This is a genomic window from Pseudomonas sp. 22085 (genome assembly GCF_052045815.1).
In the GTDB taxonomy this organism is placed as follows: Bacteria; Pseudomonadota; Gammaproteobacteria; order Pseudomonadales; family Pseudomonadaceae; genus Aquipseudomonas; species Aquipseudomonas glycinae.
The window spans coordinates 34,082-49,151 of the sequence record NZ_JBQEQA010000018.1; the positions used below are offsets into that span (position 1 = coordinate 34,082).

Below are 15,070 nucleotides of genomic sequence, written 5' to 3' on the forward strand. Positions count from 1 at the left end.
CCCATGTTGCATATCTTCTGTCCTCACTGCGGCGAATTGCGCTCCGAAGAGGAATTCCACGCATCCGGTCAGGCGCACATTCCGCGTCCGCTGGATCCGAACAGCTGCACCGACGAGGAGTGGGGCGACTACATGTTCTTCCGCGACAACCCGCGCGGTCTGCACCACGAGTTGTGGGATCACGTCGCCGGTTGCCGCCAGTACTTCAACGTCACCCGCGACACCGTGACCTACGAGATTCTCGAAACCTACAAGATCGGCACCAAGCCGCAATTCACCGACAAGGCTGACACTGCGAAAACAGCCACGACGGCGCTGGGAGAGAAGGTATGAGCCAGACCAATCGCCTGTCCAACGGTGGACGGATCGACCGCAACAAAGTGCTGAGCTTCACCTTCAACGGCCAGACCTACAAAGGGTTTGAAGGCGACTCGCTGGCCGCAGCCCTGCTGGCCAACGGCGTCGACATCATTGGCCGCAGCTTCAAGTATTCACGTCCGCGCGGCATCTTCGCCGCCGGTGCCGAAGAGCCGAACGCGGTGCTGCAGATCGGTGCTACCGAAGCCACCCAGATCCCTAACGTGCGCGCCACGCAACAGGCGTTGTACCAGGGCCTGGTCGCCACCAGCACCAACGGCTGGCCGAGCGTCAACAACGACATGATGGGGATTCTCGGCAAGGTCGGCGGCAAGCTGATGCCGCCGGGCTTCTACTACAAAACCTTCATGTACCCGCAATCGTTCTGGATGACTTACGAAAAGTACATTCGTAAGGCCGCAGGTCTTGGTCGTTCGCCGACCGAAGTCGATCCGGACACCTACGACTACATGAACCAGCACTGCGACGTGCTGATCGTCGGCGCCGGCCCGGCCGGTCTGGCCGCTGCCCTGGCTGCTGCCCGCAGCGGTGCCCGGGTGATCATCGCCGATGAACAGGAAGAGTTCGGCGGCAGCCTGCTCGACTCCCGCGAAAGCCTCGACGGCAAGCCTGCGATGGAGTGGGTCGCCAGCGTCATCGCTGAGCTGAAGAATACTCCGGACGTGCTGCTGTTGCCGCGCGCCACGGTCAACGGTTACCACGACCACAACTTCCTGACCATTCATGAACGCCTCACCGATCACCTCGGTGACCGCGCGCCGATCGGCCAGGTGCGTCAGCGCATTCACCGCGTCCGCGCCAAGCGTGTGGTGCTGGCGACCGGCGCTCACGAGCGTCCGCTGGTCTACGGCAACAACGACGTGCCGGGCAACATGCTCGCCGGTGCGGTGTCGACTTACGTGCGCCGTTACGGCGTGGCACCGGGCAAGAAACTGGTGCTGTCGACCAACAACGATCACGCCTACCGCGTGGCGCTGGACTGGCTCGACGCCAGCCTGCAAGTCGTCGCCATCGCCGACGCCCGCAGCAATCCGCGTGGCGCACTGGTTGAAGAGGCGCGCGCCAAAGGCATTCGCATCCTCACCGGCAGCGCCGTGATCGAGGCCCGTGGCAGCAAGCACGTCACCGCTGCCCGCGTGGCGGCGATCGATGTCAAAGGCCACAAGGTCACCAGCCCCGGCGAATGGCTCGACTGCGACCTGATCGCCAGCTCCGGCGGTTACAGCCCGGTGGTTCACCTGGCGTCGCACCTCGGCGGCAAGCCGATCTGGCGTGAAGACATCCTCGGTTTCGTACCGGGCGAAGCACCGCAGAAACGCGTGTGCGTCGGTGGCATCAACGGCGTCTACGGTCTCGGCGACTCCCTGGCTGACGGTTTTGAAGGCGGTGTGCGCGCCGCGTCCGAAGCCGGTTTCCAGACCGTTGAAGCCGTGTTGCCGAAAGCCCTGAGCCGTCTCGAAGAACCAACCCTGGCGCTGTTCCAGGTACCGCACGAGAAAGGCACTTCGCGGGCGCCGAAGCAGTTCGTCGACCTGCAGAACGACGTCACCGCCGCCGCCATCGAACTGGCGACCCGCGAAGGTTTCGAGTCGGTCGAACACGTCAAACGCTACACCGCGCTGGGCTTCGGCACCGACCAGGGCAAGCTCGGCAACGTCAACGGTCTGGCGATTGCCGCCCGTTCGCTGAACGTGACCATCCCGCAGATGGGCACCACGATGTTCCGTCCGAACTACACGCCGGTGACGTTTGGCGCGGTAGCCGGTCGTCACTGCGGGCACATCTTCGAACCGGTGCGTTACACCGCACTGCATCAATGGCACCTGAAAAACGGCGCCGAGTTCGAAGACGTCGGTCAGTGGAAACGTCCGTGGTACTTCCCGAAAAACGGCGAAGACATGCATGCCGCCGTCAAACGCGAATGCAAGGCCGTGCGCGACAGCGTCGGTCTGCTGGACGCTTCGACCCTGGGCAAGATCGACATCCAGGGCCCGGACGCCCGCGAGTTCCTCAACCGCGTGTACACCAACGCCTGGACCAAGCTCGACGTGGGCAAGGCCCGTTACGGCCTGATGTGCAAGGAAGACGGCATGGTCTTCGACGACGGTGTGACGGCGTGTCTGGCCGACAACCATTTCGTCATGACCACCACCACCGGCGGTGCGGCTCGCGTACTGCAGTGGCTGGAGCTGTACCACCAGACCGAATGGCCGGACCTGAAGGTGTACTTCACCTCCGTCACCGACCACTGGGCGACCATGACCCTGTCCGGCCCGAACAGTCGCAAGCTGCTCAGCGCCGTCACCGACATCGACCTGGCCAATGAAGCGTTCCCGTTCATGACCTGGAAAGAAGGTCTGGTCGGCGGTGTGCCGGCGCGGGTGTTCCGCATCTCGTTCACCGGTGAGCTGTCGTACGAAGTCAACGTCCAGGCCGACTACGCGATGGGCGTGCTGGAAAAAATCGTCGAGGCGGGCAAGCAGTACAACCTGACCCCGTACGGCACTGAAACCATGCACGTCTTGAGGGCGGAGAAGGGCTTCATCATCGTCGGCCAGGACACCGACGGCTCGATGACCCCGGACGACCTGAACATGGGCTGGTGCGTCGGTCGCACCAAGCCGTTCTCGTGGATCGGCCAGCGCGGCATGAACCGTGAAGACTGCGTGCGTGACCAGCGTAAACAACTGGTGGGCCTGAAGCCGATCGATCCGAACGTCTGGCTGCCGGAAGGTGCACAGCTGGTGTTCAACACCAAGCAGTCGATCCCGATGACCATGGTCGGCCACGTGACCTCCAGCTATGCGCACAACTCCCTCGGCTATTCGTTTGCCATGGGTGTGGTGAAGGGCGGTCTCAAGCGCATGGGCGAGCGGGTGTTCGCACCGCTGGCGGATGGCAGCGTGATCGAGGCGGAAATCGTTTCTTCGGTGTTCTTCGATCCGAAAGGCGATCGCCAGAACATTTGATACTGATCGTTCCCACGCTTTGCGTGGGAATGCATCCCGGGACGCTCCGCGTCCCAAGAGCGGACGCAGAGCGTCCATGGCGGCATTCCCACGCAGAGCGTGGGAACGATCAAACAAAAGAATAGGTGTTTTATGACCGCAGCCAACGTTTACCAACAACGCCCGACCACCGGGGCCAAGGCCGAGTCGTCGCTGCATCATGCCGACCTCGCCAGCCTGGTCGGCAAGGGCCGCAAGAACGCCGGTGTGACCGTGCGCGAGAAGAAACTCCTCGGCCATCTGACCATCCGTGGCGACGGCCACGATGCCGCATTCGCTGCCGGTGTGCACAAGGCGCTGGGCATTGAATTGCCGGGTGCCCTGAGCGTGATCGTCAAAGGTGAAACCAGCCTGCAATGGATGGGCCCGGACGAGTGGCTGCTGATCGTGCCGAGCGGTGAAGAGTTCGCTGCCGAGCAGAAACTGCGCGAAGCGCTGGGCGATCTGCACATCGCAATCGTCAACGTCAGCGGCGGCCAGCAGTTGCTCGAACTGAGCGGCCCGAACGTGCGTCAGGTGCTGATGAAATCCACCAGCTACGACGTGCACCCGAACAACTTCCCGGTCGGCAAGGCGGTCGGCACGGTGTTCGCCAAGTCGCAGCTGATGATCCGCCACACCGCCGAAGACATCTGGGAGCTGCTGATTCGCCGCAGCTTCTCGGATTACTGGTGGTTGTGGTTGCAGGATGCGTCCGCCGAATACGGCCTCAGCGTTCAGGCCTGATCAGGAGAAAACGATGAGCCGCGCCCCGGATACATGGATTCTGACCGCCGACTGCCCCAGCGTTCTCGGCACCGTGGACGCGGTGACGCGTTTTCTGTTCGAGCAGGGCTGCTACGTCACCGAGCACCACTCGTTCGATGACCGGCTCTCGGGCCGGTTCTTCATTCGGGTGGAGTTCCGTCAGCCCGACGGTTTTGACGAACAGTCCTTCCGCGCCGGCCTCGCCGAGCGTGGTCAGGCGTTCGGCATGATCTTCGAGCTGACTGCGCCGAACTACCGGCCAAAAGTGGTGATCATGGTCTCCAAGGCCGATCACTGCCTCAACGACTTGCTCTATCGCCAGCGCATCGGCCAGTTGTCGATGGACGTGGCGGCGGTGGTGTCCAACCATCCGGACCTCAAGCCGCTGGCCGACTGGCACCAGATTCCCTACTACCATTTCCCCCTCGACCCCAACGACAAACCGGCCCAGGAGCGGCAGGTGTGGCAGGTGATCGAAGAGGCCGGCGCTGAACTGGTGATCCTCGCCCGCTACATGCAGGTGCTGTCGCCGGAGCTGTGCCGCAAGCTCGATGGCAAGGCGATCAACATTCACCACTCGCTGCTGCCGGGCTTCAAGGGCGCCAAACCGTATCACCAGGCCTACAACAAGGGCGTGAAGCTGGTGGGCGCAACCGCGCACTACATCAACAACGACCTGGACGAGGGGCCGATCATCGCCCAGGGCGTCGAGGCGGTGGATCACAGTCACTACCCCGAGGACCTGATCGCCAAGGGCCGCGACATCGAAGGCCTGACCCTGGCCCGGGCTGTCGGGTATCACATCGAAAGAAGGGTTTTCTTGAACGCCAACAGAACCGTCGTTCTTTAGATCGCTTTCGCGAGCAAGCCCGCTCCCACAGGGTTTTGTGTCGTTCACAAAATTTGAATCCAACCAGAACCCCTGTGGGAGCTGGCTTGCCAGCGATGAGGCCATAACAGGCAACACAAGCATCAGCATCTGTACCCGAGCACTTAACGCGCTGCCTGCCTGGGCGGCGCGGTTCCATAAAAACAACAGCGAGGTGAAAGCATGTCTGGCAATCGTGGTGTGGTGTATCTCGGCGCTGGCAAGGTCGAAGTACAGAAAATCGACTATCCGAAAATGCAGGATCCGCGCGGCAGGAAGATCGAGCACGGTGTCATCCTGCGTGTGGTTTCAACCAACATCTGCGGCTCCGACCAGCACATGGTGCGCGGCCGTACCACCGCTCAGGTCGGTCTGGTGCTGGGACACGAGATCACCGGTGAAGTGATCGAGAAGGGCAGCGACGTCGAAAGCCTGAAAATCGGCGACCTGGTCTCCGTTCCGTTCAACGTGGCTTGCGGGCGCTGCCGTTCCTGCAAGGAGCAACACACCGGCGTCTGCCTGACCGTCAACCCGGCCCGTGCCGGGGGTGCCTACGGTTACGTCGACATGGGCGACTGGACCGGCGGCCAGGCCGAGTATGTGCTGGTGCCGTACGCCGACTTCAACCTGCTGAAACTGCCGGACCGCGACAAGGCCATGGAGAAAATCCGTGACCTGACCTGCCTCTCCGACATTTTGCCGACCGGTTACCACGGCGCCGTTACCGCTGGCGTCGGTCCGGGCAGCACCGTTTACATTGCCGGCGCTGGCCCGGTCGGTCTGGCCGCTGCCGCCTCTGCCCGTTTGCTCGGCGCTGCGGTGGTGATCGTCGGCGACGTCAACACCATCCGCCTGGCCCACGCCAAGGCTCAGGGTTTCGAAATCGTCGACCTGTCGAAAGACACCCCGCTGCACGAACAGATCGCCGCGCTGCTGGGCGAGCCTGAAGTGGATTGTGCAGTGGACTGCGTGGGCTTCGAAGCCCGTGGTCATGGTCACGACGGCGTCAAATCCGAAGCCCCGGCCACCGTACTCAACTCGCTGATGGGCGTAGTGCGCGTCGCCGGCAAGATCGGTATTCCGGGACTGTACGTGACTGAAGATCCTGGTGCTGTCGATGCCGCCGCGAAAATGGGCAGCCTGAGCATCCGCTTCGGCCTCGGCTGGGCCAAATCCCACAGCTTCCACACCGGTCAGACCCCGGTGATGAAGTACAACCGTCAGCTGATGCAGGCGATCATGTGGGACCGCATCAACATCGCCGAAGTGGTGGGCGTGCAGGTCATCAGCCTCGACCAGGCGCCGGAAGGTTACGGCGAGTTCGATGCCGGCGTGCCGAAGAAGTTTGTGATTGATCCGCACAAGTTGTTCAGTGCGGCGTAAGTTGCATAGATGAAAAAGGGCAGCCCGTCGGGCTGCCCTTTTTCGTTGCATACGCTTCAAAAAGTACGTTGTTTGGCTCGTTACTGGAACGGGCAGTCCCCAACGTTCCCGCTCTTTGTCGCACAGTCATCGTTCTTCCAGTTCGGACCGGAAGGCGTGATGGGTTTCCCGGGTTTCCAGACCAAAGATGCCCCTAGTAAAGAAGGTTTTTTCCCATCTTCGTACTGGCAGACGGCCCTGGCGTTATCCTTATCATCTTTTTCCTTGAGGCGTACAGCGGTGAAGAGAAGGCTCCGGACCTCCGATTCACTGGCAGTGGCAGGATCGACGTCAACCGGTATCGCTAATTCGGGGTTCATCTGCGCGACGAACCTGCCGTCCGGCAGTTTTATAAATGTTGTGACAGCGGGGCAATCGGCATAGGCCGTGCTGGTGAGAGCAACGGTGACCAGCGCAGCAGCAAATGTTTTTTTCAACATTACTCGTACTCCGTTACGGGATTGAGCTGTAATGCTGTCTGTTAATGTTCTATTCGTTAACTGTCATAAATGACAGGTTTTAAGCATTTTTCGAAATAACCGCTGTCGGTTTTTAAAATTTCTGAGCTAAAGGCCGTCGTCTTGTGGCGTTTCTTTAAAGGAAAATGATCTTTACCGGCTGGAACATGCCGACGGTCGTCCGGTCAAACCGGCAGTTTGAGCGCCTGTATCCGGCGCAATCCACGCCACAAGAGGATGTCTGAATGAAGATTTCACGCGGTTTTGCCCTGGCATCGCTCCTGACCCTGGCGGCAGGGCCGGTGTTTGCCGGTTTCAGTTTGAATGACGTGGCCGGTGCGGTATCGGGCATGCAAGGCGGGGACAAGGCCGCCGCTGCGGCACCGACCTCGGAAACCGCCGGTCTGTTGAGTGCCTTGAGCGCGCTGAACGTCACGCCGCAGCAAGCGGTCGGCGGCACCAGTGCGATGTTGGGACTGGCGAAGAACCAGCTGAGCAACACGGACTATTCCGAGCTGGCCAAGGAAGTGCCGGGCATCGACAAGCTGTCGGGCGGCGCTGGCAATCTGGCGGCGCTGAGCGGTTTGCTCGGCTCGTCGGGCAAGTCCGCCGGGCTGGAAAATGCGCTGGGCAACGTCAAGGACACCAATGACCTGAACAACGCCTTCGGTGCGCTGGGCATGGACAGCGGGATGGTCGGCCAGTTTGCCCCGATCCTCCTGCAATACCTCGGTCAGCAGGGTGTCGGCGGTTCGCTGCTGCAAAGCCTGGGCAGCATCTGGGGCACCGGCACCAACGGTTGACTCAGCGGCGCTCGCCCTTGAGTTCGGCGATGCGCTGATCCTTGAGCGTCCAGAGCTGGTTGACCCAATTCTGGACCTTCTCGCGAAACGCCGGATCGTTTTCGTAATCGCCCTGCCACAGGGCCGGGTCCAGCTCGCGGGTCTGGATGTCGACGATCACGCGTGGCACGTTGCCGCTGATCAGGTCCCAGAACCCCGGAATCTTCTGCTGTGGATAAACCACGGTCACGTCGAGAATCGCGTCCAGCTGTTCGCCCATCGCCGCCAGTACGAACGCCACGCCACCGGCCTTGGGCTTGAGCAGATGGCTGAACGGTGACTGCTGCTGAGTGCTTTTGGCGGCGGTGTAACGGGTGCCTTCCAGATAATTCACCACCGTCACCGGCTGGCGCTTGAACAGCTCGCACGCGGCTTTGGTGATTTCCAGATCCTTGCCGGCCAACTCGGGGTTCTTCGCCAGGAACGCCTTGGTGTAGCGCTTCATGAACGGGTAGTCCAGCGCCCACCAGGCCAGGCCCAGGAACGGCACCCAGATCAGCTCTTTCTTGAGGAAGAACTTGAAGAATGGCGTGCGCCGGTTGAGGGTCTGGATCAGCGCCGGGATATCGACCCAGGACTGATGATTGCTGATCACCAGGTAGGAAGTGTCGCTGCGCAGGTTTTCGCCGCCGCGAATGTCCCATTGCGTGGGGATGCACAGGCGGAAGATCAGCTTGTCGATTTCCGCCCAGGTTTCGGCGATCCACATCACCGCCCACGAAGCGTAGTCGCGAAAGCGCCCCGGCAGAATCAGCTTGAGCAGGGCAAACACCATCAGCGGGCCGAACAGCACCAGGGTGTTGGACAACAGCAGCAGGGTGACGAAACAGCCGGTGAGCAGGCGGCGCATAAGCAACTCTTGGAAAACGGATGGGCGCGCCATGATAAGTGGCTTCGGCCGACAGGCCAAATCCGCCGGTGACGAATGTTTCACCTGTGGGGCGTTAGTCTGATCGTTCCCACGCTCTGCGTGGGAACGCCGCCGGGGACGCTCTGCGTCCCTGTGACGCGGAGCGTCACCTGATGCATTCCCACGCGGAGCGTGGGAACGATCAAGTAAACAACGGTCTAAAATCTCGCGTCTGACGCCCCCATTTCCCAAGGAAGCCCCTTACGTGAAATCCCTCCTTGCACTGCTTTCCCTCGTCGCCCTGCCGGTCCTGGCAGCCGAGCCGACCCTTTACGGACGCTATGAATACATCGCACTGCCGGAAATCGGCGGCGAAGTGCTCAAGGCCAAGATGGACACCGGCGCACTGACTGCCTCGCTGTCGGCCAAGGACATCGAGACGTTCAAGCGCGACGGCGAAGACTGGGTGCGTTTCCGTCTGGCCACCAAGGACGCCAGCAACAAGGTGTACGAACACAAGGTTGCGCGGATCAGCAAGATCAAGAGTCGCTCGGATGAAGAAGACGAGGGCGAAAGCACCGAAGTGGCCAAGCGCCCGGTAGTCGATCTGGAGCTGTGCCTGGGCGACGTCAAGCGTACCGTGGAGGTCAACCTGACCGACCGCAGCAACTTCAACTACCCGTTGCTGATCGGTGCCAAGGCCCTGCGCGAGTTCGGCGCGGCGGTGAACCCGGCGCGGCGCTTCACGGCGGACAAGCCGGACTGCTGAAACAAGTGGTCTCATTGACGTAACGCCGGGCTTGGGGCACCGTTCGCGCACTTAACCCACAGGCTCGGACGCCATGCCTCATATCCTGATTGTCGAAGACGAAGCGGCGATTGCCGACACGCTGATTTTTGCCTTGCAGGGCGAGGGCTTCACCACGACCTGGCTGAGCCTGGGCGCAGCGGCGCTGGAACATCAGCGCCAGACCCCGGCGGATCTGATCATCCTCGACATCGGTTTGCCGGACATCAGTGGCTTCGAAACCTGCAAGCAACTGCGTCGCTTCAGTGAAGTGCCGGTGCTGTTTCTCAGTGCGCGCAATGCCGAGATTGACCGGGTGGTGGGTCTGGAAATCGGCGCCGACGATTACGTGGTCAAGCCGTTCAGCCCACGGGAAGTGGCGGCGCGGGTCCGGGCGATTCTCAAGCGCATGGCGCCACGCCCGGTCATCGAGGCATCCTCGGCGCTGTTTCGCGTCGATCCCGAACGCGTACAGATCATCTATCGCGGCCAGCCCCTGAGCCTAACCCGCCACGAATTCCGCCTGCTGCAATGCCTGCTCGAGCAACCCGAGCGGGTATTCAGCCGCGAGCAACTGCTCGATGCGTTGGGCGTAGCGGCGGACGCCGGGTACGAGCGCAGCATCGACAGCCATATCAAAAGCGTGCGCGCCAAATTGCGTCTGGTGCGCGCCGAAGCCGAGCCGATCCAGACCCACCGCGGCCTCGGCTACAGCTACAGTCCGGGGCACAGCTGATGTCGCTGGGGCTGCGGATTTTCCTGGTGTACGTGCTGTTCATCGGTCTCACCGGATACTTCGTACTCAATACCGTGATGGAAGAAATCCGCCCCGGCGTGCGCCAGTCCACCGAAGAAACCCTGGTCGATACCGCCAACCTGATGGCGGAAATCCTGCGGGACGATTTCAAGGCCGGCACCCTGAACCAGAATCGCTGGCCGCAGCTGCTCCGCGCCTATGGCGAACGCCAGCCGAAGGCGACGATCTGGGGCCTGGCGAAAAACCAGGTCAACCACCGCATCTACGTCACCGACGCCAAGGGCATCGTGGTGTTGGACTCCAGCGGTGTTGCGGTCGGTCAGGACTACTCGCGCTGGAACGACGTCTACCTGACCCTGCGCGGTGAATACGGCGCACGTTCCAGCCGCAGTGACCCGAATGACCCGAACTCCTCGGTGATGCATGTCGGCGCGCCGATCCGCGACAACGGCGCGATCATCGGCGTGGTCACCGTGGCCAAGCCCAACAGTTCGCTACAACCTTATGTCGATCGCACCGAACGCCGTTTGCTCGGGTACGGCGCCGGGTTGATCGTCCTCGGCCTGTTGCTTGGCGCCGTGCTGTCGTGGTGGCTCAGTCGCGCGCTGCACCGCTTGACCGTGTACGCCCAGGCCGTGAGCGAGGGCCGTCGGGTGGCGGTGCCGCACTATCGCGGCGGCGAGCTGGAGCAGTTGGCGACCGCCGTGGAACAGATGCGCACCCAGCTCGAAGGCAAGGCCTACGTCGAGCGCTATGTGCACACCCTGACCCATGAATTGAAGAGCCCCCTGGCCGCCATTCGTGGTGCCGCCGAGTTGTTGCAGGACGAGATGTCGGCGGATCAGCGATTGCGTTTTGTCGGCAACATCGACAGTGAAAGTGCCCGGATGCAGCAGTTGATCGAGCGCCTGCTCAATCTTGCTCAGGTCGAACAGCGGCAGGGTCTTGAGGAACGCGTCGCAGTGCCATTGGCGGCGCTGGTGGATGAGCTGTTACAGGCTCAAATGGCACGCATCGAAGGCCGGCAACTGCGGATCGAGCAAACCATCGCGCCGGATCTGGCGTTGATAGGCGAGCCGTTTCTGTTGCGTCAGGCGCTGGGCAATTTGCTGGAGAACGCACTGGATTTCACCCCGTCGCACGGTCTGCTGCGCTTCGGCGCCGAGAAAATCGGTGAGCGGGTCGAGCTTCGCCTGTTCAACGAAACCACGCCGATTCCCGACTACGCCTTGCCGCGCTTGAGCGAGCGCTTCTACTCCCTGCCACGCCCGGACAGCGGACGTAAAAGCACTGGTCTCGGGCTCAATTTTGTCGAAGAGGTGGTCAAGTTGCACGGTGGTTCGATGCGCATCGGCAACGTCGAAGCCGGGGTGGAAGTCGTTCTGCAGTTGTAGTCTCCACACAAACTCCACATTCCTCCCACAAAACCCCCACATCCTCTTTGCAGACTCTGCCCATCGAAACAGGGAGAGTCCCATGAACAAAAGTCTGACGATAAAACTCGGGGCCATTGCCCTGCTGATCCTGGTATTGCTGGTACCGCTGCTGATGATCGACGGCATCATCGACGATCGCCAGCAACTGCGTGACGGTGTGCTCGAAGACATCGCCAGAAGCTCAAGCTACAGCCAGCAACTCAGCGGGCCGGTGATGGTTGTGCCGTATCGCAAAGTTGTTCGCACCTGGAAGACCAAAGAGAAGAGCGACGAGCGTTATCAGGAAATCGGCGAAGAACGCGGACGCCTGTATTTCCTCCCGGAACGCTTTGAACTCGACGGCCAGGTGCAGACCGAGCTGCGCGCGCGTGGCATTTACGAGGCGCGGCTGTTCCATGCCGATAACCGTATCAGCGGGCATTTCTCGGTGCCTGCGCAGTTGGGAGTCAAGGAAGACTTTGCCGATTACACCTTCGATGCGCCGTTCCTTGCAGTCGGCATCAGCGACATTCGCGGGATTGAAAACGCGCTGAAGCTGGAACTGGGCGCGCAGCGTCTGGACTTCGTGCCCGGCACCCAGGTCGGCTGGCTGGGCGAGGGTGTGCGAGTGACGCTGCCGGCGCTGGACACCAGCAAGACCACGGAACTGGCCTTCGGCTTCGACCTGCGCCTGCAAGGCACCGGCTCGTTGCAAGTGCTGCCGGTGGGCAAGACCAGTCGGGTGAACCTCGCTGCCAACTGGCCGCACCCAAGCTTCATCGGCAACTTTCTGCCGGCCAAACGCGAGATCAACGATCAGGGTTTCACCGCCGATTGGCAGACCTCGTTTTTCTCCACCAATTTGCAGGAGGCGATGAGCCGTTGTGTGTCGGGCAATGATTGCGAGGCGTTCAACGGGCGCAGTTTCGGCGTGAGCTTCATCGATCCGGTGGATCAGTATCTGAAGAGTGACCGGGCGATCAAATATGCGCTGTTGTTCATCGTCCTGACGTTCGCCGGTTTCTTCCTGTTCGAAGTGCTGAAAAGCCTGGCGGTGCACCCGGTGCAATACGCGTTGGTGGGCGTGGCGCTGGCGTTCTTTTATCTGTTGCTGCTGTCGTTGTCGGAGCACATCGGGTTTGCCCTGGCGTATCTGTTGTCGGCCAGCGGTTGTGTGCTGTTGATCGGGTTCTATGTCTGCCACGTGCTGCGCAGCGTGCGGCATGGCTTGAGTTTTTCGGCGGGGCTGGCGGCGTTGTTCGGTTTGCTCTACGGCTTGCTGAGCGCCGAGGATTACGCGCTGCTGATGGGTTCGCTGCTGCTGTTCGGTCTGCTCGGTGTGTTCATGGTGCTGACCCGCAATCTGGACTGGTACGGGATCGGGTAGAAACCGGCCAAACCGCTGCAATTCGATATCGGAGCGGTGCAATGAGCCGGTTCGTGGGATTGCGTGAGGAGCAGCGGGAGGCCGAGGTGTTGATGACGCTGATCTTTGCCTCGTTGCCTCCCGCCCGGTGCGTCAAGCCTTCGGCATGGTCGCAATCATCGACGGCCGCTGGCTCACTTCAAAGAACCAGTTGGCCAGTTGCGGATTGGCGTCACGCCAGCCCAGATCCGGGAAGCGCAGGTCGAGATAACCCAGTGCACAGGCCACGCTGATCGCGGCGACGTCGAAGTGGCAGGTCAGTTCGGCAATCGCGTCGCGCTCCAGCAAGGCGAGGGCGCGGCGGATCTTCTCGCGCTGGGCCTCGAGCCACTCGTCCCAGTGTTTTTCCGGGGCGCGCAGCACTTGCTCGTAACGCACCATGACCGAGGCGTCCATGATCCCGTCGGCCATCGAGGCCAGGGTCAGGCGCCGCCAGCGGGCCGAGCCGTCGCGGGGGATCAGCGGGTTGCCGACGTGCTGGTGGTCGAGGTAATCGAGGATCACCCGGCTGTCATGGATGACATTGCCGTCGGCCAGGCGCAGGGCCGGGATCTTGCCCAGCGGGTTGTCTGCGTTGAGGGCGGCGTCCGGGCTGACAGGGCTGAGCACGCAGTCCTGCAGCGCGACGCGATCCTGCTGGCCGGTCTCGTGCAGCAGCACCATGACTTTGCGCACGAACGGGGACAGGGTGTTGTGGAACAGGGTCATGCTGGGAGCGGACATCGGCAGGGTCTCGGTCAGGGGCAATGACGGGCAGCATAGCGCGTTGCCCGTCAGGCTCAAGCCGTTCGGCGGCGTTGCAGCAATCCGCGCAGGGCAATGACTGCCGGAATGCCCAGACCAATCCAGCTCAGGCCATCCCAGATCCCGTCGCCCAGCAACGCCGCGAACAGGCCCGCCGCACTCAGCAGCGCGATCACCAGCGGTGTGCTGAAGACCTTCCAGAAATTCGACTGACGCGGCTTCATGCAGAGGCCTGCGCCGGTTCCAGTACCGGTTTCGCGGCCTTGCGTCGTACCACCCACAAGTACACGCCGCTGGCGAGGACGATGATGGTCAGCACGTCCAGCGTGGCCCAGAGGATTTTCATCGGCATGCCGCCGTAGTCACCGAAGTGCAGCGGCTGCGACATGCCCATGGCGTCCATGTACCACGGTCGTTCTGCCACCGCCGTGACCTGCAGGGTGCTGGCGTCGATCAGCACCGGGGTCAGCAGGTGCGAGGTCAGGTGGGTGCCGCCCTTCATGAACACCGAGTAATGGTGCTCGCTGGAGAAACGGGTGCCGGGGAAGGCGATGAAGTCCGGTTTCATGCCCGGTGCGACTTCGTTGGCGATATCCAGCAGTCGCGTGGCCGGGGCGAGGTGGATCAGCGGCGGGACATCGCGGTAGGGCGCGATCATGGCGTTGAGCGAATCGTTGCGCCATGCAGCGATGATCAGATCGGCGCAGGCGCTGATCACCCCGGTCACGCCGACCACCAGCGCCCAGGTCAGAGTTACCACGCCGATCAGGTTATGCAGGTCGAGCCAGCGCAGGCGGGTGGATTTGTCCTGGCGCACGGTGCCGAACGCCAAGCGGCGCATGAACGGCAGGTACAACACCGTGCCGGACACGATCGCGACCACGAACAGCAAGCCCATGAACGCCAGCAGCAATTTGCCCGGCAGCCCGGCGAACATGTCGACGTGCAGGCGCAGGATGAACAGCATCAGCCCACCGTTGGCCGACGGCATTTCCAGGGCTTCGCCGGTGCGCGCGTCGAGCATGAAGGTGTGCGAGGAATTGGGCTCGGTGCCGGCGGTCCTGGCCATGATCGTCAGCACGGCATTCGGTTCGTCGTCTTCGAAGCCGAAGTACTGCACGACCTCGCCGGGGCGATGCTTCTCCGCCGCTTCGACCAGTTGCGCCAGGTTCAGATGCGGCGTGTCCGCCGGCATCACCCGCAACTCGGGCGCATCGCCCAGCAGGTGGTCGATCTCGTGATGGAAAATCAGCGGCAGGCCGGTCAGGGCCAGCAGCAGCAAAAACACGGTGCAGATCAGGCTGGTCCAGGTGTGGACCAAGGACCAGCGGCGAATTGTTTTACTTTTCATTTCATGACCTTCAAAAA

Annotated in this window: 15 protein-coding genes; 10 read left to right on the top strand and 5 right to left on the bottom strand. The window is 61.9% G+C overall.

All coding sequences use genetic code 11. The annotated features are described in order from the left end of the window. The first annotated feature begins 3 nt into the window (after positions 1-3). From ACTJK7_RS21395 to fdhA, 5 genes are all read left to right on the top strand, one after another. Entirely contained in the window at positions 4-333 is a 330-nt protein-coding gene (locus ACTJK7_RS21395) for a sarcosine oxidase subunit delta (RefSeq protein WP_011336273.1), read from the top strand. Then, positions 330-3,347: a sarcosine oxidase subunit alpha gene (locus ACTJK7_RS21400; protein ID WP_085654007.1), complete on the top strand. Its 3,018-nt coding sequence runs from the start codon at positions 330-332 to the stop codon at positions 3,345-3,347. Before ACTJK7_RS21395 ends, ACTJK7_RS21400 begins: the two co-directional genes overlap by 4 nt. 132 nt (positions 3,348-3,479) lie before the next feature. Next, a complete protein-coding gene (locus ACTJK7_RS21405) occupies positions 3,480-4,112 on the top strand; it encodes a sarcosine oxidase subunit gamma (RefSeq protein WP_108563422.1) in 633 nt (210 codons plus the stop codon). A gap of 13 nt (positions 4,113-4,125) precedes the next feature. Further along, positions 4,126-4,983: a formyltetrahydrofolate deformylase gene (gene purU / locus ACTJK7_RS21410; protein WP_007959808.1), complete on the top strand. Its 858-nt coding sequence runs from the start codon at positions 4,126-4,128 to the stop codon at positions 4,981-4,983. A gap of 201 nt (positions 4,984-5,184) precedes the next feature. After that, on the top strand, positions 5,185-6,384 hold the full coding sequence (gene fdhA, locus ACTJK7_RS21415) for a formaldehyde dehydrogenase, glutathione-independent (RefSeq protein ID WP_011336270.1): 1,200 nt from the start codon (positions 5,185-5,187) through the stop codon (positions 6,382-6,384). Between the two features lie 80 nt (positions 6,385-6,464). Here fdhA and ACTJK7_RS21420 read toward each other — a convergent pair whose 3' ends face one another. Then, positions 6,465-6,863 (bottom strand): hypothetical protein, encoded by a 399-nt coding sequence (locus ACTJK7_RS21420; RefSeq protein ID WP_108563421.1) that lies wholly within the window; start codon positions 6,861-6,863, stop codon positions 6,465-6,467. 263 nt (positions 6,864-7,126) lie between these two features. Here ACTJK7_RS21420 and ACTJK7_RS21425 point away from each other — a divergent pair, with 263 nt between their 5' ends. After that, positions 7,127-7,684: a DUF2780 domain-containing protein gene (locus ACTJK7_RS21425; protein ID WP_011336267.1), complete on the top strand. Its 558-nt coding sequence runs from the start codon at positions 7,127-7,129 to the stop codon at positions 7,682-7,684. A gap of 1 nt (position 7,685) precedes the next feature. Here ACTJK7_RS21425 and ACTJK7_RS21430 read toward each other — a convergent pair whose 3' ends face one another. Continuing rightward, positions 7,686-8,573 carry an acyltransferase gene (locus ACTJK7_RS21430; RefSeq protein ID WP_085654009.1) on the bottom strand — a complete coding sequence of 296 codons (888 nt, stop codon included), beginning with the start codon at positions 8,571-8,573 and terminating at the stop codon, positions 7,686-7,688. 265 nt (positions 8,574-8,838) lie between these two features. Here ACTJK7_RS21430 and rloA2 point away from each other — a divergent pair, with 265 nt between their 5' ends. The 4 genes from rloA2 to creD all read left to right on the top strand — a co-directional run bounded on the left by rloA2 (position 8,839) and on the right by creD (position 12,919). Then, the gene (rloA2, locus tag ACTJK7_RS21435) at positions 8,839-9,342 is read left to right on the top strand and encodes a retropepsin-like aspartic peptidase RloA2 (RefSeq protein WP_007959815.1); all 504 of its coding nucleotides are present in this window, start codon (positions 8,839-8,841) and stop codon (positions 9,340-9,342) included. Between the two features lie 73 nt (positions 9,343-9,415). Then, a complete protein-coding gene (gene creB / locus ACTJK7_RS21440; RefSeq protein ID WP_323150828.1) occupies positions 9,416-10,096 on the top strand; it encodes a two-component system response regulator CreB in 681 nt (226 codons plus the stop codon). Next, complete coding sequence (creC, locus tag ACTJK7_RS21445; RefSeq protein ID WP_323150829.1) at positions 10,096-11,511, top strand: two-component system sensor histidine kinase CreC; 1,416 nt, start codon at positions 10,096-10,098, stop codon at positions 11,509-11,511. The genes creB and creC overlap by 1 nt, the downstream gene beginning before the upstream one ends. A gap of 82 nt (positions 11,512-11,593) precedes the next feature. Beyond that, positions 11,594-12,919: a cell envelope integrity protein CreD gene (gene creD / locus ACTJK7_RS21450; protein ID WP_440779555.1), complete on the top strand. Its 1,326-nt coding sequence runs from the start codon at positions 11,594-11,596 to the stop codon at positions 12,917-12,919. Between the two features lie 132 nt (positions 12,920-13,051). Here the strand turns inward: creD and ACTJK7_RS21455 are convergent, their stop codons facing one another. From ACTJK7_RS21455 to ACTJK7_RS21465, 3 genes are read right to left on the bottom strand one after another with little or no spacing between them, the layout of a single operon-like run. After that, on the bottom strand, positions 13,052-13,681 hold the full coding sequence (locus tag ACTJK7_RS21455; RefSeq protein ID WP_085654036.1) for a glutathione S-transferase: 630 nt from the start codon (positions 13,679-13,681) through the stop codon (positions 13,052-13,054). A 56-nt stretch (positions 13,682-13,737) separates the two neighbouring features. After that, on the bottom strand, positions 13,738-13,926 hold the full coding sequence (locus tag ACTJK7_RS21460; RefSeq protein ID WP_108563418.1) for a hypothetical protein: 189 nt from the start codon (positions 13,924-13,926) through the stop codon (positions 13,738-13,740). Continuing rightward, complete coding sequence (locus ACTJK7_RS21465) at positions 13,923-15,053, bottom strand: PepSY-associated TM helix domain-containing protein (protein ID WP_108563417.1); 1,131 nt, start codon at positions 15,051-15,053, stop codon at positions 13,923-13,925. The genes ACTJK7_RS21460 and ACTJK7_RS21465 overlap by 4 nt, the downstream gene beginning before the upstream one ends. Positions 15,054-15,070: the final 17 nt, after the last annotated feature.

What these genes read in the sequence shown, in the direction of transcription:
- creC (WP_323150829.1), top strand. Translation starts at nt 10,096, where the DNA reads ATGTCGCTGGGGCTGCGGATTTTCCTGGTGTACGTGCTGTTCATCGGT.
- ACTJK7_RS21400 (WP_085654007.1), top strand. Translation starts at nt 330, where the DNA reads ATGAGCCAGACCAATCGCCTGTCCAACGGTGGACGGATCGACCGCAAC.
- creD (WP_440779555.1), top strand. Translation starts at nt 11,594, where the DNA reads ATGAACAAAAGTCTGACGATAAAACTCGGGGCCATTGCCCTGCTGATC.
- ACTJK7_RS21405 (WP_108563422.1), top strand. Translation starts at nt 3,480, where the DNA reads ATGACCGCAGCCAACGTTTACCAACAACGCCCGACCACCGGGGCCAAG.
- ACTJK7_RS21420 (WP_108563421.1), bottom strand. Translation starts at nt 6,863, where the DNA reads ATGTTGAAAAAAACATTTGCTGCTGCGCTGGTCACCGTTGCTCTCACC.
- ACTJK7_RS21430 (WP_085654009.1), bottom strand. Translation starts at nt 8,573, where the DNA reads ATGCGCCGCCTGCTCACCGGCTGTTTCGTCACCCTGCTGCTGTTGTCC.
- ACTJK7_RS21395 (WP_011336273.1), top strand. Translation starts at nt 4, where the DNA reads ATGTTGCATATCTTCTGTCCTCACTGCGGCGAATTGCGCTCCGAAGAG.
- ACTJK7_RS21425 (WP_011336267.1), top strand. Translation starts at nt 7,127, where the DNA reads ATGAAGATTTCACGCGGTTTTGCCCTGGCATCGCTCCTGACCCTGGCG.
- creB (WP_323150828.1), top strand. Translation starts at nt 9,416, where the DNA reads ATGCCTCATATCCTGATTGTCGAAGACGAAGCGGCGATTGCCGACACG.
- fdhA (WP_011336270.1), top strand. Translation starts at nt 5,185, where the DNA reads ATGTCTGGCAATCGTGGTGTGGTGTATCTCGGCGCTGGCAAGGTCGAA.
- purU (WP_007959808.1), top strand. Translation starts at nt 4,126, where the DNA reads ATGAGCCGCGCCCCGGATACATGGATTCTGACCGCCGACTGCCCCAGC.
- ACTJK7_RS21465 (WP_108563417.1), bottom strand. Translation starts at nt 15,053, where the DNA reads ATGAAAAGTAAAACAATTCGCCGCTGGTCCTTGGTCCACACCTGGACC.
- ACTJK7_RS21460 (WP_108563418.1), bottom strand. Translation starts at nt 13,926, where the DNA reads ATGAAGCCGCGTCAGTCGAATTTCTGGAAGGTCTTCAGCACACCGCTG.
- ACTJK7_RS21455 (WP_085654036.1), bottom strand. Translation starts at nt 13,681, where the DNA reads ATGTCCGCTCCCAGCATGACCCTGTTCCACAACACCCTGTCCCCGTTC.